The organism is Lentibacillus daqui (genome assembly GCF_027186265.1).
GTDB classification, from domain to species: domain Bacteria; phylum Bacillota; class Bacilli; order Bacillales; family Amphibacillaceae; genus Lentibacillus_C; species Lentibacillus_C daqui.
In genome coordinates, this window is the sequence record NZ_CP114176.1 from 132,695 (window position 1) to 151,296 (window position 18,602).

Here is an 18,602-nt window from a genome sequence, read left to right on the forward strand (position 1 = left end):
TCGTGATGAATCAACTTAAACAAAAATATCAAGATGAGATTTTGCCATCTTTGATGAATAAATTCAATTATGAATCTGTTATGCAAGTGCCAGCAATCGAAAAAATTGTTATCAATATGGGTGTTGGCGATGCAGTTTCAAACTCAAAAGCATTGGATAGTGCAGTTGAAGAACTAGCTTTAATTTCTGGGCAAAAACCAATGATAACCCGCGCAAAGAAATCTATTGCAGGTTTCCGTTTGCGTGAAGGAATGCCAATTGGAACTAAAGTTACGCTTCGTGGTGAACGCATGTATGAATTCCTGCAGAAACTTATTTCCGTTTCATTACCACGGGTTCGTGACTTCCGCGGAATTTCAAAAAAAGCTTTTGATGGTCGCGGTAATTACACATTAGGTATTAAAGAACAACTGATTTTCCCGGAAATTAATTATGATAAAGTAAACAAAGTGCGTGGTATGGACGTTGTTGTTGTAACAACATCAAATACTGATGAAGAAGCGCGTGAGTTGTTGGCTCAGCTAGGCATGCCTTTCCAAAAGTAAGAGAGGTCGTTATGAAGAGAGCTAATACAAGGAGGGAAAATTGTGGCTAAGAAATCAATGATTGCGAAACAAAAACGCCCACAAAAATATCAAGTTCGTGAATATACACGTTGTGAACGTTGTGGTCGTCCACATTCTGTAATACGCAAATTTAAATTATGCCGTATTTGTTTCCGTGAACTTGCCTATAAAGGTCAAATTCCTGGTGTCAAAAAAGCAAGCTGGTAAAACCCGTTTCGGGAAGGAGGTAATGATTAATGGTTATGACAGATCCAATTGCAGATATGCTAACTCGTATTCGCAATGCTAATATGGTAAAACACGATAAGCTTGAGCTTCCTGCATCTAAAATCAAAAAAGAGATCGCTGATATCTTGAAACGTGAAGGATTCGTACGTGATTATGAATTCATTGAGGATGCCAAGCAAGGTGTTTTGCGTATATTCCTTAAGTACGGTGCAAATAGTCAACGAGTAATTACAGGTATCAAACGAATTAGTAAACCAGGTTTGCGTGTTTATGCAAAAGCCGATGAGGTACCACGAGTGCTAAACGGTCTGGGTATTGCAATCGTATCAACATCCAAAGGTGTGTTATCCGATAAAGAAGCACGCTCACAAGCTGTAGGCGGCGAAGTTCTTGCCTATGTCTGGTAATTAACATTTTCAAATTGAGGAGGTGCGTAAAATGTCTCGTATAGGATTTAAGCCAATACAAATTCCTGAAGGTGTCGAAATTAATCTTGACGGAACTCACATGACTGTAAAGGGCCCAAAAGGTGAATTATCCAGAAGCTTAAATGGTGAAATGAAAGTTGTCATTGAAGATAATGTTATCACTGTTGAACGCCCTAGTGATAATAAGGAACATCGTGCAATGCATGGTACTACCCGCAGCCTGATTGCCAATATGGTTGAAGGTGTCTCAAAAGGATTTGAAAAAGGTCTGGAAATCATTGGTGTCGGTTATCGGGCACAAAAGCAGGGAAATAAAGTAGTTATCAATGCCGGGTATTCCCATCCAGTCGAAATTGAACCACAAGATGGCATTGAAATTGAAGTTCCGAAAAACACGCAATTGGTCGTTAAAGGAATTGACAAAGAACTAGTTGGTGCGATTGCGTCAAAGATTAGAGCGATTAGACCGCCTGAACCATATAAAGGAAAAGGTATTCGCTATGTAAATGAATATGTACGTCGTAAAGAAGGTAAGACGGCGAAGTAAGCAGGTAGGGTAGAGAAAGGAGTGACTTAAATGATCACAAAGCCTGACAAAAATGCAGTACGCAAAAAAAGACATGTACGCGTTCGTAAAAACCTTTATGGAACAGAACAACGCCCACGTTTGAATGTATATCGTTCAAATAAACACATTTACGCACAATTAATTGATGATATTAATGGTACGACATTAACAAGTGCATCTACAAACGATAAAGAATTGCAAATACAAGCAACTGGTAATGTTGAGGCAGCCAAACAAGTCGGTGAACTGATCGCAAAACGTGCCCAGGATAAAGGTTGCAAATCGGTTGTATTTGACCGCGGAGGCTATCTTTATCATGGTCGTGTAAAAGCTTTGGCAGATGCTGCAAGAGATGCAGGTCTTGAATTTTAATCGATAAAGGAGGGACATACATGCATAATAGTATTGATCCAAACAAATTAGATCTTGAAGAACGCGTTGTTACAATTAACCGTGTTGCAAAAGTAGTAAAAGGTGGACGTCGTTTCCGTTTTGCTGCATTGGTGGTAGTTGGCGATAAAAACGGGCATGTAGGGTTTGGTACTGGTAAGGCGCAAGAAGTACCGGAAGCAATCAAAAAAGCAGTTGACGATGCGAAGAAAAACTTGATTGAGGTACCTATTGTCGGCACAACGATCCCACATGAAATCAATGGACGCTTTGGCTCTGGTAATGTATTAATGAAACCAGCTTATGAAGGTACTGGAGTTATTTCCGGTGGTCCGGTTCGTGCCGTGTTGGAACTTGCCGGCGTTGGTGACATTTTAACAAAATCACTTGGAGCAAACACACCTATCAATATGATTCGTGCTACTTTAAATGGATTAACAAACTTAAAACGCGCAGAAGAAGTTGCAAAACTACGCGGAAAGTCTGTAGAAGAACTGTTAGGATAAGGAGGGAAATACTATGTCTAATAAGTTAGAAATCACCCTCAAGCGCAGTGTTATTGGTCGAACAGAAGGGCAAAAGCAAACTGTTCAAGCATTAGGACTTAAAAAAATCAGGTCAACTGTTACCCGTGAGGATACACCGTCAGTTAGAGGCATGATTAATAAAGTATCCCATCTTGTAACGGTTAAAGAGGTTTAATAAAACATTAGCGTAAAGGGAGGTGCTCGCATGAAACTTCATGAATTGAAGGCATCAGAAGGAACTCGCAAAAATAGGAACCGTGTTGGTCGAGGCATGTCATCTGGAAATGGTAAGACTTCCGGAAGAGGACATAAAGGACAAAAAGCACGTTCCGGCGGTGGTACTCGTCTAGGCTTTGAAGGTGGTCAAATGCCATTATTCCAAAGCTTGCCAAAACGTGGCTTTACGAACATTAACCGTAAAGATTTTGCTATTGTGAATCTGGATGCATTAAATCGTTTTGCAGACGGTACAGAAGTTACACCTGAGCTATTACTTGAAGAAGGTGTCGTTAGCAGAGTGAAATCCGGCATTAAAGTGCTTGGAAATGGTGCTATCGAGAAGAAACTTACGGTAAAAGCTCACAAGTTCTCTGCTTCGGCTAAAGAGGCTATAGAAGCAGCGGGCGGTCAAACCGAGGTGATTTAATGTTTCGTACAATCTCCAATTTTATGCGCATAGGTGATATCAGACGGAAGATTATTTTCACATTGTTGATGTTAATTATATTCCGTCTTGGTACATTTATTCCTGTGCCATACACAAATAAAGAAGCGATTGACTTTATGAACCAGCAGAATGTGTTTGGATTCTTAAACACGTTTGGTGGTGGGGCATTACAGAACTTCTCTATTTTTGCAATGGGAATTATGCCCTACATTACAGCTTCGATTATTATGCAATTACTGCAAATGGATGTTGTACCGAAATTTGCTGAATGGAAAAAGCAAGGTGAAATGGGCCGCAAAAAACTTGCGCAAATCACCCGTTATGGAACTGTGGTGCTTGCTTTTATTCAGGCAATAGCAATGTCGATCGGATTTAATGCCATGGCCGGCGGGCAGTTGATATCGAACCCCGGCATTCTGACATTCCTGGTGATTGCAGTTGTCTTGACGAGTGGAACAACCTTTTTGATGTGGCTTGGTGAGCAAATTACTGCAAATGGAGTCGGAAATGGGATTTCGATTATCATCTTTGCCGGTATCGTCGCAGCCATACCTAATGGTGTAAAACAGTTGTATATTCAGTATTTTGATAAGCCAGGTGACGAATTGTTTATTAATATCGTCATTGTTGCATTAATTATTTTGGTTGTTCTGGCAGTTACTGTTGGTGTTATTTTTATTCAGCAAGCACTGCGGAAAATCCCAATCCAATATGCCAAAAAGCTTGTTAATCGTTCGCCAGTCGGTGGTCATTCCACCCACTTGCCACTTAAAGTAAATGCTGCAGGGGTTATTCCGGTAATTTTTGCGATCGCATTTATTATGGCACCAAGAACGGTAGCAGGACTGTTTGAAGGCAATAAGGTTGCGGCTACAATTGAAAATATCTTTGATTATACAAAACCAGCTGGGATGGCCATTTATGTTGTATTAATCATTGCGTTCACATTTTTCTACTCATTTGTTCAGGTTAATCCCGAACAAATGGCAGAGAATTTGCAGAAACAAGGTGGGTACATCCCGGGAATTCGGCCTGGTAAGAAGACGCAAAACTATCTTACCCGGGTGTTATATCGTCTTACAACGGTAGGATCGATCTTCTTGGCAGCTGTTGCAGTTTTACCTATGATCTTAGGTAAAATTGGAAATCTGCCTACATCAGTACAAATCGGCGGTACGAGTTTACTGATTGTTGTTGGTGTCGCATTGCAAACCATGAAAAAATTGGAGAGTCAGCTTGTCAAACGGCACTACAAGGGCTTTATCAAGTAAAACTCGGTCCTAGGCTTGAGAGCGAGGGGAAAGTTGTTGAATTTAATCTTAATGGGTCTTCCTGGTGCTGGTAAGGGTACCCAGGCAGAAAAAATAGTTGAAAAATATCACATCCCTCATATTTCTACAGGAGATATGTTCCGATTAGCAATTAAAGAAGGAACAGAGCTTGGTAAAAAGGCAAAAGAATTTATGGATCAAGGTGCACTTGTGCCGGATGAGGTAACAACAGGCATTGTTGACGAACGTTTGCAAAAAAGCGATTGTCAGAATGGGTTTTTACTAGACGGTTTTCCGCGGACAATTGCACAAGCTAAAAGCTTACAATCCATATTAGCCAATATGAACAAAGCAATTGATTATGTCCTGCACATTAAAGTTCCGGAGAAGAAATTGGTTGAGCGTCTGACCGGGCGCAGAATCTGTCCGACATGTGGGGCTACCTATCATGTGGTGTATAATCCTCCGAAACAAGACGGCATCTGCGATAAAGATGGGTCTCCATTAATCCAGCGGGATGATGATAAAGCTGAAACAGTAAAGAATCGATTGGCTGTTAATATTGATCAGATGCAGCCGATGCTGGATTTCTATGAGGAGAAAGGATACTTGGTAACGGTAGACGGTGATCAGGAAATTGAACAAGTATTCCAGGATATTCAATCAAAAATAGAAAAATAAGCATTCTGCTGTATAGGGGTGCATTTCTGTCTGTTAAAATGTATAATATAACAGTGTGTAATTTGGGTAGCACATTGATTACTTGATATAGCAGTGACACAGGTAGTAACACATGATAACTTTAAAACCTTCAAGAGAAGGGATTTATTATAACTATAGCCTAAGTGAAGGTGATCGTTGTGGAGGAAGCTGATTCGGTTCCGCAAATAGGTCAAGTTGTTCGAATTATGCAGGGACGCGAGACTGGCCAATATGCAGTAGTCATAAAAATAGTTGACGAACGGTATGTCTTACTAGCAGATGGGGAAAAACGTAAATATGATCGGCCAAAGAAAAAGAATTTACATCATATTGAAATTACGGATTATATATCCCCAGAAGTCCAAAACAGCCTTCTAGAAACTGGTCGTGTCACAAATGGGAAATTACGGTTTGCCGTAACTAAATTTGTCAATGAGGTTGTGACTGATTTGAAGAAGGGAGATCAACACGATGGCGAAAGACGATGTAATTGAAGTGGAAGGTACCGTAACGGAAACATTGCCAAATGCAATGTTTAATGTCGAGCTTGAAAATGGTCATACCGTTTTGGCTCATGTGTCTGGTAAAATTCGTATGCATTTCATTCGTATCTTACCCGGTGATAAAGTAACGGTAGAACTTTCACCATATGATTTAACCAGGGGACGGATTACGTACCGTTACAAGTAATAAGGAGCTCCGATATAAAAGGAGGTAAAGATGATGAAAGTAAGAGCATCTGTTAAACCAATTTGCGAGAAATGTAAAGTTATCAAACGCAAAGGTAAAGTAATGGTGATTTGTGAAAATCCTAAGCATAAACAAAAGCAAGGCTAACAGAGGTTAGATAGGATTAAAAAATTATAGGAGGTGCTAATTTTTATGGCACGTATTGCAGGTATAGATATCCCACGTGAAAAACGTGTAGTTATCGCGTTAACCTATATTTATGGTGTTGGGAAAACAACCGCAAAGGAAGTCCTTAAAGAAGCAGGCGTTTCAGAAGACACTCGTGTACGTGATCTTACAGAAGATGAGTTGGGACGAATTCGTAAAGCAATAGACGGATATACAATTGAAGGTGATCTTCGCCGTGAAGTTTCCCTGAACGTCAAACGTTTGATTGAAATCGGATCTTACCGGGGAATTCGTCATCGCCGTGGTTTGCCAGTACGCGGACAAAAAACGAAAAATAATTCCCGTACTCGTAAAGGCCCACGTCGTACAATTGCAAACAAGAAAAAATAAGTGAAGGAGGGTAATAGCAATGGCTCGTAAAACAAATACACGTAAACGTCGTGTGAAAAAGAATATTGATACGGGTGTGGCACATATCCGTTCGACATTTAATAATACAATTGTAACGATTACCGATGCCCAAGGTAATGCAATTGGCTGGAGTTCTGCAGGTGCTTTGGGTTTTAAAGGTTCTCGAAAATCAACACCATTCGCCGCTCAAATGGCAGCTGAAACGGCTGCAAAATCTGCTGTGGAAAATGGTATGAAAACACTGGAAGTAACGGTGAAAGGTCCAGGTGCAGGACGTGAAGCTGCAATCCGTTCACTTCAGGCAGCAGGATTAGAAGTTACAGCAATTCGCGATGTAACACCAGTTCCTCATAATGGCTGCCGCCCGCCAAAACGTCGTCGTGTGTAAATTTTACCGTATATAATTTGTCACCCTGTCTATAATGGGTTATGATGGCTAAAAGTGTAAGGATTCTTTTTATGAACTACCTTAACTGACAGCATCTCAGTTGACAAGAAGATACGAATAAGATAATAGTGCAGAAACGCCAACTGCCTATTTGAGGAATTTCGGTTAGACAGTGGAGTCTAACCGGGGTTTCGACGTTTTGAAGGAGGGTTTTATAGAATGATCGAAATTGAAAAACCAAAAATTGAAACGGTAGAGATCAGCGATGATGCCAAATTTGGAAAATTCGTCGTCGAACCGCTTGAACGTGGATATGGTACTACTCTAGGAAACTCCTTGCGTCGTATCCTATTATCCTCACTTCCAGGCGCTGCTGTAACGTCAGTTCAAATTGATGGTGCACTACACGAATTTTCAACAATCGATGGAGTTGTTGAAGATGTGACCACTATCATTTTGAATTTAAAAAAGCTTGCTTTAAAGATTTACTCTGACGATGAGAAGACATTAGAGATTGACGTGCAGGGAGAAGGAACAGTAACGGCTGCAGATCTGACATATGATAGTGATGTAGAAGTATTAAACCCGGATCTTCCTATTGCTACGGTAAGCAGTAAAGGGAACCTGCATATGAAAATCACCGCTGAACGTGGTCGAGGCTATCGGCCGGCAGACGCAAATAAACGTGATGATCAGCCGATTGGGGTTATTCCAATTGATTCGATCTTCACACCAGTATCACGCATCACATATCAAGTTGAAAATACCCGAGTAGGACAAGTTGCAAACTACGATAAATTAACACTGGATGTATCAACAGATGGAAGTATTCGCCCTGAAGAGGCTGTTTCATTGGGTGCCAAAATATTTACAGAGCATCTCAATATTTTTGTAGGATTAACTGATGAAGCACAAAATGCCGAGATCATGGTTGAAAAAGAGGAAGATCAGAAGGAAAAAGTAATGGAAATGACCATTGAAGAGCTTGATCTTTCTGTTCGATCCTATAACTGTTTGAAACGTGCCGGAATTAATACAGTCCAGGAGCTTGCAAATAAATCGGAAGAAGATATGATGAAAGTCCGTAACCTTGGTCGTAAATCACTGGAGGAAGTAAAAGTAAAACTAAGTGATTTAGGCTTGGGATTACGTAATGATGACTAATAGATAGGACATTTTTAGATTGGCATGTAGTTCTATGCAAAATGCTTACCTATCTATAGTTACCGGATATTAGTAGTTCCTAGCAACAGGAAAGGGAGGGATAGTCCATGGCTAGAAAACTAGGTCGCACAACAGACCATCGCATGGCATTACTTCGCAACCTTGCATCTGATTTAATTATTCATGAACGGATTGAAACAACGGAAGCAAAAGCGAAGGAATTAAAGTCAGTAGTTGAAAAAATGATTACACTCGGAAAACGCGGTGATCTTCATGCACGTCGCCAAGCTGCGGCATTTTTATACAATCAGGAAGCAAACGAAAGCGAAAATGTTGTTCAAAAACTTTTTGATGACGTAGCTGCACGTTACGAAGATCGCCAAGGTGGATATACACGCGTTCTTAAACTTGGTGAACGTCAAGGTGATGGCGCCAAAATGGCAATCATTGAACTTGTTTAATGCAAAATAAGAACGCTAAGGGCAGGACTGAATCTCTTCCACGAGGTGAATCCAAGCCCTTTTTTATTAGGAAAAGTGCAGCGGGCTTGCCCAGCGACGTATGGCATAGGCAAGAGACCGTAAAGCGCCCGGTTTTTGGCGCTTGGAGTGTCTATTACCTATGGCAGTAGTCGCTAGCCCACGCGCAACTAGATCATAAAAGGGCAGCGGGGCCGTTTAGCAACGGAGGGCAGGCAGCTATCGACCAAAAAGTAATGGATATCAACCTTAATAGGGCGAGTATCAACCGAATTTCTTCAATATCGACCCTGTGGTGCGAATATCAACCCAAATCATCAAGTCATCGGGTGAATTGGACGAGATATCAACCAGATACTAGTAAATATCAACATAGTTGGGTAAACATGATCAAAGTTTCCAAGGGGGGGATTACCCTTGTGTAAAAAAATTAAATCAATAATAGATTGATCCTTCTATATATCTCCACTTACATTCCACAGATATATTATAGAGGAGGAGCCACATCATGGAGCGCCAGAGGATGATTGAGTTTAAAAATGTTTCCTTCCGATATGGGGAAGATGAACCATGGGTCTTAAAGAATTGCTCGTTCGTTGTTTATGAAAATGAGTGGCTGGCAATTATCGGGCATAATGGCTCGGGAAAATCAACGATCGCCAAATTAATGAATGGACTGTTATTTCCTCAAGAAGGAGAAATTGTTATTCATGGTAAGCCGGTAAATGAGGAAACCATTTGGGATATTCGAAAAGATGTTGGGATGGTTTTTCAAAATCCGGATAATCAATTTGTTGGGACAACTGTACAGGATGATGTAGCGTTTGGCATGGAAAACCGCGGGATACCGAGGGAAGAGATGGTAAAGCGGATTGATCGAAGTTTAACTGCTGTCGGGATGCAGGATTATCGCATGACGGAGCCACATCGCTTGTCAGGCGGGCAAAAGCAGCGGGTGGCAATTGCCGGAGTCTTGGCAGTTTCACCTAAGGCACTTATTTTGGATGAGGCTACGGCAATGCTTGATCCTCGGGGACGTAAAGAGATTATGAACACTGTTTCAGCGGTTATGCGGGAAAATAAACTCTCCTTGATCACGATTACTCATGATTTACAGGAGGTAGTACAGGCTGAACGGGTCATCGTAATGAATCATGGCGTGATCTGGGATGAAGCGACACCGCGGGAGATTTTTACAAAGCAGAAAGCATTACGGGAAATTGGACTGGATGTGCCATTTGTTGCTATATTAACAGATGAACTGAAGAAAAATGGAATGAACGTGACAAATGAACCCTTAAACCAAGAAGAACTGTTGGAGGAACTATGGACATTACATTCGAAAACGTGAGCTATATCTATCAAGAAGGCAGTCCGTTTGCCCATAAGGCAATTGACGATTTATCATTTCATATTCCCTCGGGTTCATTTGTAGCCATTATCGGACATACCGGTTCTGGCAAATCAACGTTAATTCAGCACTTAAATGGATTGATTTTGCCAAGCGCCGGAACGGTAACGATAGGGGACTACCAGCTTACCCATGAGGAAAAGCCGAAAAACATCAAGCAATTGCGCAGTAAAGTTGGTGTAGTCTTTCAATACCCGGAACACCAATTATTTGAAGAAACGGTGGAAAAGGACATTGCTTTTGGGCCAAAGAATTTTGGTGTTTCAGAAGCAGAGGTCAGTCAGCGAATCAAGGAGATTGTTCCGGAGGTAGGTATACCTGAACCGTTGCTGAAGCGATCCCCATTTGATTTAAGTGGTGGGCAAATGCGGAGAGTGGCGATTGCTGGTGTATTGGCCATGAAACCGGATGTGTTAGTCTTGGACGAGCCGACAGCTGGTCTGGATCCGCGCGGGCAAAAAGAGATCATGAACATGTTTTATCAGCTGCATCAGCGTGCCGGGCTGTCAACGGTGCTTGTAACGCATAGTATGGAAGATGCGGTCACATATGCCGATCATGTCATAATATTAAATAAAGGCAAGAAGTATATGGAGGGAAAACCAGAAGACGTCTTAATCCGGCAAACGGCATTGAATCGTGTACAGCTGGATGTTCCAGAAGCGGTACAATTTCTGAAACGCTTTTCGGATCGATTTGGTGTAACGATTCCATTTCACCGGCAAACAACGGAAGAAATTGCTCAAGCCGTAGCACGCCATCTCAAAGGGGGACAAGTGTTAAATGAGTGATAAGTTAATTATTGGTCAATATGTCCCTGGAGATTCTCTTATTCACCGTTTGGATCCACGTACAAAAATTACGGTGATTTTTTTCTTTGTTATTATCGTATTTTTCGCAAATTCATTATACAGTTATTTGCTGCTTACGGCATTTGCGCTGGCTAGTGTTATCACAACCCGGATTCCGGTCAAGTTTATTATAAAGGGTTTAACGCCAGTCTGGTTCTTAATTATCTTTACGTTTCTGCTGCATTTATTTATCACGAAGGAAGGGACCGTTTTATTACAAATTTTTTCTTTCAAACTTTATTCAGGGGCGATTATCCAGGGAATTGCCATTTCAATGCGGTTCTTCTTGCTGATATTGGTAACATCATTATTAACATTGACAACAACACCGATTGAAATCACCGATGCAATTGAGGAGATGCTCCATCCGTTGAAAAAAATCAAATTCCCGGTTCATGAGCTAGCATTAATGATGTCGATCTCATTGCGATTTATTCCGACATTGATGCAGGAAACGGAAAAAATTTCACGTGCACAGGCATCGCGTGGGGTGGACTTTCGGACAGGTCCTGTAAAAGACCGTATTAAAGCAGTTGTTCCGCTATTGGTGCCATTGTTTGTTAGTGCTTTTAAACGTGCAGAAGAACTGGCAATGGCGATGGAAGCACGCGGCTATCAAGGTGGAGAAGGCCGGACAAAATTGCGGGAATTAAGCATAAAACGGCGAGATATAGCTATTTATTTTTTATTTATTTGTGTGATTGCCGGATTATTTTTGACCAGAAATTATTCATAAGGGGGGGCTGGATTCAGTTGAAAAAGCTTAAATGTACAATCAGTTATGATGGCAGTCATTTCAATGGTTTTCAAATCCAGCCAAACCAACGAACCATCCAAGGTGAGGTGGAACGGGTATTAACAAAGATACATAAAGGAAAACAGACCCGGTTGTATGCATCAGGACGAACCGATAAAGGGGTTCATGCCAAAGGGCAAACGATTCATTTTGAAACACCGCTGACAATTCCGGAAGCCAACTGGAAGCATGCGCTTAATACACTGCTGCCACAGGATATTTATGTGCGTGATGTCGAGACAGTGCCGGCGTCATTCCATGCTCGTTTTGATGTTGTGGGCAAGGAGTACCGCTATTATATTTTGAACGAACAGGAAACAGATGTTTTCAAGCGTAACTATGTTTATCAATATCCTTATGCGCTGGATATAGAAGCGATGCAGCAGGCTTGTGAATATTTTGAAGGGGAACATGACTTTACAACGTTTTCATCGGCAAAAGCTACCGCAAAAGGAAGTAAGGTACGTACGCTATATCAAGTGTTATGCACAAAGCATGTAAGCGAGATTGAATTTATTTTTCGGGGAAGCGGTTTTTTATATAATATGGTACGGATCCTGGTCGGAGTCTTGCTGGAAGTTGGCAGGGGAAGACTTCGCGCCGATGCTATACCGTATCTAATGGAACAAAGAGATCGCCGGCTTGCAGCAGATACGGTGCCGCCTCAGGGTTTGTATTTGTGGCAAGTGAAATACGGGGAATAAAATGGGGAAAAGCTTCACAGGGCTTGACATTCACCATGAGATTGGTATACTATGAGTTATGGCATTTTATTTCTAAAACCATGATTAGCCCCGGAAACTAATTATGTTAGATATAGGAATAACGGAAAACAATGAATTATGGAGGGAAACCATCATGCGCACAACTTTCATGGCGAATGAGAATAATATCGAACGCAAATGGCTTGTTGTGGATGCTGAAGGAGAGCGGTTAGGTCGCTTAGCTAGTGAAGTTGCTGCAATTCTTCGAGGAAAGCATAAACCAACTTACACGCCACATGCAGATACAGGTGACAATGTCATCATTATCAATGCGGAAAAAATAGAACTTACCGGTAACAAAATTACCGACAAAAAATATTACAATCACTCAGGTTATGTCGGTGGATTAAGAGAACGTAATGCATACGAAATGCGTACTAAATACCCTGAGCAAATGATCGAGCTGGCTGTTAAAGGTATGTTACCTAAAGGTTCGCTTGGCCGCAAAATGGGTAAAAAACTGCACGTATACAAAGGTTCTGAACACAAACACCAAGCACAAAAACCGGAAGAATACAAGCTTCGTGGATAATTAAGAGGAGGTTAATCAATTGGCACAAGTACAATACTATGGCACAGGACGTCGTAAGAAATCAACTGCACGTGTACGTTTAGTTCCAGGAACCGGCCGTGTTGTGATTAACGATCGTGATGCTAAAGACTATTTTCCATATGAAACACAATTATTAATTCTGAACCAACCACTTGTGGCTACGGAAACACAAGGCACATACGATGTGATGGTAAACGTTCATGGCGGTGGATTTACCGGTCAAGCTGGTGCTATCCGCCACGGTGTCGCCCGTGCACTTTTAAAGGCGGATCCGGAATACCGTAAATCATTGAAAGAAGAAGGATATCTTACTCGTGACCCACGTGCTAAAGAACGTAAAAAATACGGTCTTAAGAAAGCTCGTCGTGCACCACAATTTTCAAAACGTTAATCAATGTATATATGGAATTACAGCCCATTTTCTCTATCATGGAAATGGGCTGTTTTGCATTTCGTATTGGATATGTCCATGGTCGATATTATACGAATTCGGCTGATGTTCAGGTACAGAGGTCGATAATACCGCGAATCCGGTTGATACCCACGTTCCAAGGTCGATGATGCTGCGAATTGGTTGATGTTCCTGCATCAAGGTTGATATTCCCCGATTATAGTGATTACCCGCACTCCTGTGTTTGATGGACCTGTACTATTCCTCAATCTCGCCGTTTTCGGTCAACTTTTGTGGATGAGCCAGCTTATCCTGCCCACACTTGTCAGTTTTACTTTTATGGTGTTCGTGAACAGCAGGATGAGATTTCGTTTCTTTAAGCTTATTTGGTTTCTTTATTTGTTTGAAACAGAAGTCGATATGATATTCCTTATTGAGTACGACGATAGCAACGGGATAGGTAAGCACCTGGATGTTGAAACTACCCTGTTTGGGTGCTTTCACTTGATAATGAACAAAGACTGTCTGGTTACCAGAGGATGGTTTCACAAGCTCGATTTGTTTGACGGAAACACGATAACCACCTGTTGACTTTTGCCCCAGCTGAACAATGACATATGTTTTCCCGTTTACGAGAAATACCTTGTTTACTTCCTTCGTGCGCTCTTTTTCAAGCCAATTTTGCACCTGCTTTGGTGAATCATCTGCATGGATGGTTTGGAAAGATAGATCCGTTACTTCATCACCTGTATTTCTTTCTTTTTCATGCATAAAATCACCCCCCATATCCTCTTGTTTACAATTGGACGGCATAATAGTTGTTAAAACAGCAACAAAGACGTCTTAGCAACCTGCCATCCTTCCTTTATTGTATATTCCACAAAGACTGCAGTCGCAAGCAAGCGATTTTTATCATATTTTTATCATACCATGTTACAATGTAATAGTGGATTATTTAACGTTAATTGTTACGGGTCTTTGTAAATAGCAGTGAAATAAACGGTATAATGGGAACGTCTTCGCAAAATGAACCAGTAACGTTCCTTGATTGGAAAATGATGATTACCGGCTGGGAATGGGTAATCATCTAGTAATGGAGGGGGTTAAAAGGTGAACATTGTTGGGATTTCCGGGACCATTACCGGCTCCAAAACCAGGATAGCCATGGATTATGTCATGAATCGGATACATGAACAATATCCTGATGCAGAAACAATTTTATTGGATTTGAAGGATCTGTCCATTGTGTTTAGCGATGGACGTAATTATATGGATTATGAGGGTGACACCAAATATGTGGCTGAAGCGATCATGGCAGCGGATGTATTGATCATTGGTACGCCAACTTTTCAGGCATCTATACCTGGTACATTGAAGAATGTGTTTGATTTATTGCCGTCCAATGCCTTTTTGGGCAAGGTTATCGGGATGGTGGTCACTGCAGGTTCGCCAAAACATTTTTTGATGTCCGAACAGCAGCTAAAACCAATTTTAGCCTATATGAAAGCAACCATCGTATCAACTTATGTCTTTATCGAGGAACAGGACTACCATCGCAAACAAATTATTAATGATGACGTTCTGTTTCGTCTGAATGATTTGGTAGATGATACAGTTGAAACGTTTCAGGCTATGGAAATCGTCAGGAAAAAGAAAGAAGATGCATACGGTTTTTGATAATGGGCGCGTAATATCGAAAAGACGAAAATTGATCGGGACAAAGAAGTATGTAATCAATGATTGTCTACATCGGTTGAACGCGCTTTAACCTTGTCCGAAATTAATTCCATTCTTTATATATCATTGTTCTCTATTATTTATGCGATGTTTTTCTTTAAAATGCATTCATTGATACATAATTTTTCTGATAGCTTGAAAGTTGTAGAGTTTTGTTAAATCTTAGGTTAAAATGGATCTATCTAACATGTTTAAATAAAAAGGGATGTATATCATGGTCTATCATCAAAATCTGCTAAAATTTTTCTTTTCCATGGATGACCATCTATACCGGATTCGTAAAGCGGAAACGGTGAATCATGTACGGAAATGGTGTCTGCTATTATGTTTGTTCAGCATCATTATTTATGGATGGATGGCTTCTTTGGGGATAGGTTCCGATTTTATATCGAGTACTCGGACCGGATTAAGTATGCAAGAATATGAATCAAGCAAACTGGATTTTGTTATTGGGCGCTGCGTGTATGCGGTTTTGCTGACTGCTGTTATATTATTTCTTTCCGCTCTATTGTTTTATGCAGTATTCGACATACCTTTTTGGCGGCTTTTGATCATGCAGCAGGCTGTTTTGTTCATCATGCTTCTCGAACGGATCGTTTGGGTGCCATTGATGCTGATTTGGGGTTTGGACTGGTATGTTTCCCCGCTATCGTTTGGAATTATTGCATCTTATTTAACCGGGAATAACTGGATAATCTTTTTCTTTGGCGCAATATCCATTGTCCAATTATGGATTATTTGGTTTCAGGTAAAATATTTACGTTTTATGTCATCTTATGGCAAAGGTAGAGTTTGGCTAATGGTTATTTTGCTGCACCTTTTCTATTGGATCGTTGCTGCTACAGTGGCATCAGTTGATAACCATTTGTTGAGAGGGTGGTTTGGATGAAGTGGAGACGGATCATCGGTATCGTTATTCTATTATTTATCATCTGTAACTGTATCTTGCTGGTTGTTGATAAGGACGAAAAAGTTGAACGAACATCATACATAAAAAATTGGACGAAAACAGCGAGCGCCAATATGTATGAACAGATAGATAAAAAAGGTGTGCTTGCTGCTGTGAACCAACATCACATATACTTTGATGACACCATGGGAGCTTTCGAGGAATTTTTGGTCGACGAGGGTGCTGAGGTCCATGAAGGTGATGCATTGTATACCTATAAGGTTGCCGATTTTGATGATACGAAAGCAACATTGGAGGCGGAAACAGACACGATAAATGAGGAAATTTCCGCAATTGAACAGGCGATGTCAGCTGTTTCGGCTTACCAGTTGCAAAATCCTGGTACAATGCCAAATAACAGTAGCCGAACAGAAGAGGACAATCAAGCAGAAAACAAAGATTCAGCAGAAATGAATCAAATAAAAACTGCTTCCTCAGTGACAGAAGCTGATTATTTAAAAGAACAATATCTTGCCGAAAAGAAAAAAGAACTTGAACAAAAACAAGCACGGCTGAAAAGTGTTCAAACCCAGTTAACTGATTTGCAAGCGAGCGGGGATACGATTACAGTGGATAGCCCATATACAGGAAATGTCACAGAACTGTCCGATTCATTGGGAAATCCAGTGATGACAATCGCCTCGACTGATGTACATGTCGAAGGTGAATTAACGGAAACGGAACGGATGAAATTTGAAAAGGGTATGCCCGCAGAGATAGCTATTTCAGAAAATAAGAAGAAGCTAAAAGGGACGATTGAGGAGATTAATGACAATCCGAAAACAGTCTCGCTGCATGGAAAGAGCATTTATCCATTTTATGTTTCTTTTACAGATCAAGGGGATATGAAGGATTTGCTGCCTGGGTATCATACAAAAGTATCGATTACAACAGATGAATCAAAAAATGCCACTGTTGTTCCAAATGATGCCTTATTTGGCCACGCGGTTTGGAAAATGACCCAGGGAGGGAAACTTGTCAAACAGCCAGTAACAACAGGCATTGAAATGAAGGGGAAAACTGAAGTAACAAAAGGTGCCAAACTTGGTGAATGGGTAGCGGGGGATCAACAGGCTCCGTTTCGTCATGGAACATCATTTATTACCCCATTACAACTGGATCAACTGAAATGGAAACAATTTGTTAAACAAAAAGATTGGAAAGAGGATTTCATTGCTGGATTGTTAACACGATAAAAACATATGATGTAAAAATAAGCCTTTATGGAAGAGGCTTATTTTTGTTTCCTGTCACCAGTCATAAATGCCAAACCTGTCCCATAAAATAGTCCAAGCAGAAGAATAAGGAGCGAATGAGATATGGGACGTGTTGGTAAAGTTGTGTGCTGGGGGGCAGGATTGGTACTGCTAGCCTTCTTAATTCAGTTTCCAATTCAAAAAACGGAAAACACCTGGAAAACATGGTCATTGCCCCTTGCCGGTAAAACGATTGTTATTGATCCTGGACATGGTGGCCCTGACGGAGGAGCCGAGGGGAAAGACAACACCCAGGAAAAAGATATTACCCTGAACGTCGCCAAAAAAGTGCGGAACTATTTGCAGCAATCAGGCGCACTTGTTTACCTAACCAGGGAAGAGGATATAGACCTGGCTGACAAGGGTACAAGTGGACTATCACGGAGGAAGTCGGAGGATATTCGCAAGCGGGTTGCTTTTATTCAGGAAAAACATGCCGACTTTTTTGTATCGATACATTTGAATGCCATCCCGTCATCCAGATGGCATGGTGCACAAACCTTTTACTACCCAAAATTTGAAGAGAGCAAGCATCTGGCTAAGATGATCCAGTCTGAAGTGATTCGTAATCTGGAAAACACAAACCGCACGCCTTTAGCACTCAATACGGTCTATTTATTAAAGCATGCCGGAGTTCCCGGTGCCTTGGTAGAACTTGGCTTTCTATCCAATGAACAGGAGCGGGAACAGTTAAAGCAGGATGACTATCAATTGAAAATGGCCGGCAGTATTTATGAAGGGATTTTACGGTATGCGACAGAGGATATGGAGGAAGGGGAAGATTAAATGGAGTGGGCGATGATGTGTGTTGATTGCGGAACTTGAAGAATCAGACCGGGAATGGGGATATCAAAAAGTGTGAGGATATCGCCTTGGCAATGGGATTTATCGACCAGAAAACGTGATATATCAATTGCAAATGTGAAGATATCAACCAATGGCATACGCGTTTCGACCTAAAGGTGTAAGGTATCGACCAAGAAGCATGTACTATCAACCCATTGGACAAGAATATCGACCGGGGTGCGGAAAATATCGACCAAATTGCAAGCTATATCGACCAAATCTGATAAAATATCAACCTGCCCAAAGAGGTGTGAATATTAATTAAATCAGTTCGCCGTTATATTAACAATGGAACTGATCAGCTGTGACCATCAACATGATTCATATCACTTAGATTTATGTTATACTAGCAAGTAATGACAGAATAACGTTCATGTTCTGTCGATGCTAGGAAAGGAATG

Annotated in this window: 30 protein-coding genes; 27 read left to right on the forward strand and 3 right to left on the reverse strand. The window is 41.0% G+C overall.

What is annotated here, in order from left to right; translation table 11 throughout:
* Positions 1-5 precede the first annotated feature (5 nt).
* The 23 genes from rplE (at position 6) to rpsI (ending at position 13,413) form a co-directional block, all read left to right on the forward strand.
* Positions 6-545 (forward strand): 50S ribosomal protein L5, encoded by a 540-nt coding sequence (rplE, locus tag O2S85_RS00710; protein WP_269410891.1) that lies wholly within the window; start codon positions 6-8, stop codon positions 543-545.
* Positions 546-587: 42 nt separating this feature from the next.
* Positions 588-773: a type Z 30S ribosomal protein S14 gene (locus O2S85_RS00715; RefSeq protein ID WP_019375521.1), complete on the forward strand. Its 186-nt coding sequence runs from the start codon at positions 588-590 to the stop codon at positions 771-773.
* Between the two features lie 29 nt (positions 774-802).
* Positions 803-1,201, forward strand: coding sequence for a 30S ribosomal protein S8 (rpsH, locus tag O2S85_RS00720; protein ID WP_269410892.1), 399 nt, complete (start codon positions 803-805; stop codon positions 1,199-1,201).
* Positions 1,202-1,232: 31 nt separating this feature from the next.
* Positions 1,233-1,769 (forward strand): 50S ribosomal protein L6, encoded by a 537-nt coding sequence (gene rplF / locus O2S85_RS00725; RefSeq protein ID WP_269410893.1) that lies wholly within the window; start codon positions 1,233-1,235, stop codon positions 1,767-1,769.
* A 30-nt stretch (positions 1,770-1,799) separates the two neighbouring features.
* Positions 1,800-2,162, forward strand: coding sequence for a 50S ribosomal protein L18 (gene rplR, locus O2S85_RS00730; protein ID WP_269410894.1), 363 nt, complete (start codon positions 1,800-1,802; stop codon positions 2,160-2,162).
* A 20-nt stretch (positions 2,163-2,182) separates the two neighbouring features.
* The gene (gene rpsE / locus O2S85_RS00735) at positions 2,183-2,686 is read left to right on the forward strand and encodes a 30S ribosomal protein S5 (protein WP_269410895.1); all 504 of its coding nucleotides are present in this window, start codon (positions 2,183-2,185) and stop codon (positions 2,684-2,686) included.
* Positions 2,687-2,699: 13 nt separating this feature from the next.
* Positions 2,700-2,882 (forward strand): 50S ribosomal protein L30, encoded by a 183-nt coding sequence (rpmD, locus tag O2S85_RS00740; protein WP_269410896.1) that lies wholly within the window; start codon positions 2,700-2,702, stop codon positions 2,880-2,882.
* A 30-nt stretch (positions 2,883-2,912) separates the two neighbouring features.
* Positions 2,913-3,353, forward strand: coding sequence for a 50S ribosomal protein L15 (rplO, locus tag O2S85_RS00745; protein WP_269410897.1), 441 nt, complete (start codon positions 2,913-2,915; stop codon positions 3,351-3,353).
* Positions 3,353-4,645: a preprotein translocase subunit SecY gene (secY, locus tag O2S85_RS00750; RefSeq protein ID WP_269410898.1), complete on the forward strand. Its 1,293-nt coding sequence runs from the start codon at positions 3,353-3,355 to the stop codon at positions 4,643-4,645. The genes rplO and secY overlap by 1 nt, the downstream gene beginning before the upstream one ends.
* 36 nt (positions 4,646-4,681) lie before the next feature.
* Positions 4,682-5,326 (forward strand): adenylate kinase, encoded by a 645-nt coding sequence (locus tag O2S85_RS00755; protein WP_269410899.1) that lies wholly within the window; start codon positions 4,682-4,684, stop codon positions 5,324-5,326.
* A gap of 179 nt (positions 5,327-5,505) precedes the next feature.
* Positions 5,506-5,841, forward strand: a complete 336-nt coding sequence (locus O2S85_RS00760) for a KOW domain-containing RNA-binding protein (protein WP_269412414.1) — start codon at positions 5,506-5,508, stop codon at positions 5,839-5,841.
* Positions 5,819-6,037 (forward strand): translation initiation factor IF-1, encoded by a 219-nt coding sequence (gene infA / locus O2S85_RS00765; protein ID WP_010095735.1) that lies wholly within the window; start codon positions 5,819-5,821, stop codon positions 6,035-6,037. The genes O2S85_RS00760 and infA overlap by 23 nt, the downstream gene beginning before the upstream one ends.
* 33 nt (positions 6,038-6,070) lie before the next feature.
* The gene (gene rpmJ / locus O2S85_RS00770) at positions 6,071-6,184 is read left to right on the forward strand and encodes a 50S ribosomal protein L36 (RefSeq protein ID WP_010095733.1); all 114 of its coding nucleotides are present in this window, start codon (positions 6,071-6,073) and stop codon (positions 6,182-6,184) included.
* Between the two features lie 45 nt (positions 6,185-6,229).
* Complete coding sequence (rpsM, locus tag O2S85_RS00775) at positions 6,230-6,595, forward strand: 30S ribosomal protein S13 (RefSeq protein WP_269410900.1); 366 nt, start codon at positions 6,230-6,232, stop codon at positions 6,593-6,595.
* A gap of 19 nt (positions 6,596-6,614) precedes the next feature.
* Positions 6,615-7,004, forward strand: a complete 390-nt coding sequence (gene rpsK, locus O2S85_RS00780) for a 30S ribosomal protein S11 (protein ID WP_269410901.1) — start codon at positions 6,615-6,617, stop codon at positions 7,002-7,004.
* 219 nt (positions 7,005-7,223) lie between these two features.
* Entirely contained in the window at positions 7,224-8,168 is a 945-nt protein-coding gene (locus O2S85_RS00785; protein WP_269410902.1) for a DNA-directed RNA polymerase subunit alpha, read from the forward strand.
* A gap of 107 nt (positions 8,169-8,275) precedes the next feature.
* Complete coding sequence (rplQ, locus tag O2S85_RS00790) at positions 8,276-8,629, forward strand: 50S ribosomal protein L17 (protein ID WP_269410903.1); 354 nt, start codon at positions 8,276-8,278, stop codon at positions 8,627-8,629.
* 526 nt (positions 8,630-9,155) lie between these two features.
* A complete protein-coding gene (locus tag O2S85_RS00795) occupies positions 9,156-9,998 on the forward strand; it encodes an energy-coupling factor ABC transporter ATP-binding protein (protein WP_269410904.1) in 843 nt (280 codons plus the stop codon).
* Positions 9,974-10,849 (forward strand): energy-coupling factor ABC transporter ATP-binding protein, encoded by an 876-nt coding sequence (locus O2S85_RS00800; RefSeq protein WP_269410905.1) that lies wholly within the window; start codon positions 9,974-9,976, stop codon positions 10,847-10,849. The genes O2S85_RS00795 and O2S85_RS00800 overlap by 25 nt, the downstream gene beginning before the upstream one ends.
* Positions 10,842-11,645, forward strand: a complete 804-nt coding sequence (locus O2S85_RS00805; RefSeq protein ID WP_269410906.1) for an energy-coupling factor transporter transmembrane component T family protein — start codon at positions 10,842-10,844, stop codon at positions 11,643-11,645. Before O2S85_RS00800 ends, O2S85_RS00805 begins: the two co-directional genes overlap by 8 nt.
* 17 nt (positions 11,646-11,662) lie before the next feature.
* A complete protein-coding gene (gene truA, locus O2S85_RS00810) occupies positions 11,663-12,409 on the forward strand; it encodes a tRNA pseudouridine(38-40) synthase TruA (RefSeq protein ID WP_269410907.1) in 747 nt (248 codons plus the stop codon).
* A 154-nt stretch (positions 12,410-12,563) separates the two neighbouring features.
* The gene (rplM, locus tag O2S85_RS00815) at positions 12,564-13,001 is read left to right on the forward strand and encodes a 50S ribosomal protein L13 (protein WP_269410908.1); all 438 of its coding nucleotides are present in this window, start codon (positions 12,564-12,566) and stop codon (positions 12,999-13,001) included.
* A gap of 19 nt (positions 13,002-13,020) precedes the next feature.
* The gene (rpsI, locus tag O2S85_RS00820; protein WP_269410909.1) at positions 13,021-13,413 is read left to right on the forward strand and encodes a 30S ribosomal protein S9; all 393 of its coding nucleotides are present in this window, start codon (positions 13,021-13,023) and stop codon (positions 13,411-13,413) included.
* Between the two features lie 36 nt (positions 13,414-13,449).
* Here the strand turns inward: rpsI and O2S85_RS00825 are convergent, their stop codons facing one another.
* Together O2S85_RS00825 and O2S85_RS00830 are read right to left on the reverse strand one after the other, a co-directional pair.
* Complete coding sequence (locus tag O2S85_RS00825; RefSeq protein WP_269410910.1) at positions 13,450-13,611, reverse strand: hypothetical protein; 162 nt, start codon at positions 13,609-13,611, stop codon at positions 13,450-13,452.
* Between the two features lie 60 nt (positions 13,612-13,671).
* Complete coding sequence (locus tag O2S85_RS00830; RefSeq protein WP_269410911.1) at positions 13,672-14,184, reverse strand: protease complex subunit PrcB family protein; 513 nt, start codon at positions 14,182-14,184, stop codon at positions 13,672-13,674.
* Between the two features lie 339 nt (positions 14,185-14,523).
* On the opposite strand from O2S85_RS00830, the gene O2S85_RS00835 reads away from it, so the two are divergent.
* The 4 genes from O2S85_RS00835 (at position 14,524) to cwlD (ending at position 18,141) form a co-directional block, all read left to right on the forward strand.
* Positions 14,524-15,090, forward strand: coding sequence for an NADPH-dependent FMN reductase (locus tag O2S85_RS00835; RefSeq protein WP_269410912.1), 567 nt, complete (start codon positions 14,524-14,526; stop codon positions 15,088-15,090).
* A 274-nt stretch (positions 15,091-15,364) separates the two neighbouring features.
* On the forward strand, positions 15,365-16,039 hold the full coding sequence (locus tag O2S85_RS00840) for a hypothetical protein (protein ID WP_269410913.1): 675 nt from the start codon (positions 15,365-15,367) through the stop codon (positions 16,037-16,039).
* On the forward strand, positions 16,036-17,295 hold the full coding sequence (locus O2S85_RS00845) for an efflux RND transporter periplasmic adaptor subunit (protein ID WP_269410914.1): 1,260 nt from the start codon (positions 16,036-16,038) through the stop codon (positions 17,293-17,295). Before O2S85_RS00840 ends, O2S85_RS00845 begins: the two co-directional genes overlap by 4 nt.
* Positions 17,296-17,418: 123 nt before the next feature.
* A complete protein-coding gene (gene cwlD, locus O2S85_RS00850; RefSeq protein WP_269410915.1) occupies positions 17,419-18,141 on the forward strand; it encodes an N-acetylmuramoyl-L-alanine amidase CwlD in 723 nt (240 codons plus the stop codon).
* Here cwlD and O2S85_RS00855 read toward each other — a convergent pair.
* Positions 18,138-18,299, reverse strand: a complete 162-nt coding sequence (locus O2S85_RS00855; RefSeq protein WP_269410916.1) for a hypothetical protein — start codon at positions 18,297-18,299, stop codon at positions 18,138-18,140. The two genes, cwlD and O2S85_RS00855, sit on opposite strands and share 4 nt — an antisense overlap.
* Between the last annotated feature and the right edge of the window lie 303 nt (positions 18,300-18,602).

Coding starts and splice junctions, on each gene's coding strand:
- rplE (WP_269410891.1), top strand. CDS start 6: ATGAATCAACTTAAACAAAAATATCAAGATGAGATTTTGCCATCTTTG.
- rpsH (WP_269410892.1), top strand. CDS start 803: ATGGTTATGACAGATCCAATTGCAGATATGCTAACTCGTATTCGCAAT.
- rplF (WP_269410893.1), top strand. CDS start 1,233: ATGTCTCGTATAGGATTTAAGCCAATACAAATTCCTGAAGGTGTCGAA.
- rplR (WP_269410894.1), top strand. CDS start 1,800: ATGATCACAAAGCCTGACAAAAATGCAGTACGCAAAAAAAGACATGTA.
- rpsE (WP_269410895.1), top strand. CDS start 2,183: ATGCATAATAGTATTGATCCAAACAAATTAGATCTTGAAGAACGCGTT.
- rpmD (WP_269410896.1), top strand. CDS start 2,700: ATGTCTAATAAGTTAGAAATCACCCTCAAGCGCAGTGTTATTGGTCGA.
- rplO (WP_269410897.1), top strand. CDS start 2,913: ATGAAACTTCATGAATTGAAGGCATCAGAAGGAACTCGCAAAAATAGG.
- secY (WP_269410898.1), top strand. CDS start 3,353: ATGTTTCGTACAATCTCCAATTTTATGCGCATAGGTGATATCAGACGG.
- infA (WP_010095735.1), top strand. CDS start 5,819: ATGGCGAAAGACGATGTAATTGAAGTGGAAGGTACCGTAACGGAAACA.
- rpmJ (WP_010095733.1), top strand. CDS start 6,071: ATGAAAGTAAGAGCATCTGTTAAACCAATTTGCGAGAAATGTAAAGTT.
- rpsM (WP_269410900.1), top strand. CDS start 6,230: ATGGCACGTATTGCAGGTATAGATATCCCACGTGAAAAACGTGTAGTT.
- rpsK (WP_269410901.1), top strand. CDS start 6,615: ATGGCTCGTAAAACAAATACACGTAAACGTCGTGTGAAAAAGAATATT.
- O2S85_RS00785 (WP_269410902.1), top strand. CDS start 7,224: ATGATCGAAATTGAAAAACCAAAAATTGAAACGGTAGAGATCAGCGAT.
- rplQ (WP_269410903.1), top strand. CDS start 8,276: ATGGCTAGAAAACTAGGTCGCACAACAGACCATCGCATGGCATTACTT.
- O2S85_RS00795 (WP_269410904.1), top strand. CDS start 9,156: ATGGAGCGCCAGAGGATGATTGAGTTTAAAAATGTTTCCTTCCGATAT.
- O2S85_RS00800 (WP_269410905.1), top strand. CDS start 9,974: ATGGACATTACATTCGAAAACGTGAGCTATATCTATCAAGAAGGCAGT.
- O2S85_RS00805 (WP_269410906.1), top strand. CDS start 10,842: ATGAGTGATAAGTTAATTATTGGTCAATATGTCCCTGGAGATTCTCTT.
- rplM (WP_269410908.1), top strand. CDS start 12,564: ATGCGCACAACTTTCATGGCGAATGAGAATAATATCGAACGCAAATGG.
- O2S85_RS00825 (WP_269410910.1), bottom strand. CDS start 13,611: ATGCAGGAACATCAACCAATTCGCAGCATCATCGACCTTGGAACGTGG.
- O2S85_RS00830 (WP_269410911.1), bottom strand. CDS start 14,184: ATGCATGAAAAAGAAAGAAATACAGGTGATGAAGTAACGGATCTATCT.
- O2S85_RS00840 (WP_269410913.1), top strand. CDS start 15,365: ATGGTCTATCATCAAAATCTGCTAAAATTTTTCTTTTCCATGGATGAC.
- O2S85_RS00845 (WP_269410914.1), top strand. CDS start 16,036: ATGAAGTGGAGACGGATCATCGGTATCGTTATTCTATTATTTATCATC.
- cwlD (WP_269410915.1), top strand. CDS start 17,419: ATGGGACGTGTTGGTAAAGTTGTGTGCTGGGGGGCAGGATTGGTACTG.
- O2S85_RS00855 (WP_269410916.1), bottom strand. CDS start 18,299: ATGCCATTGGTTGATATCTTCACATTTGCAATTGATATATCACGTTTT.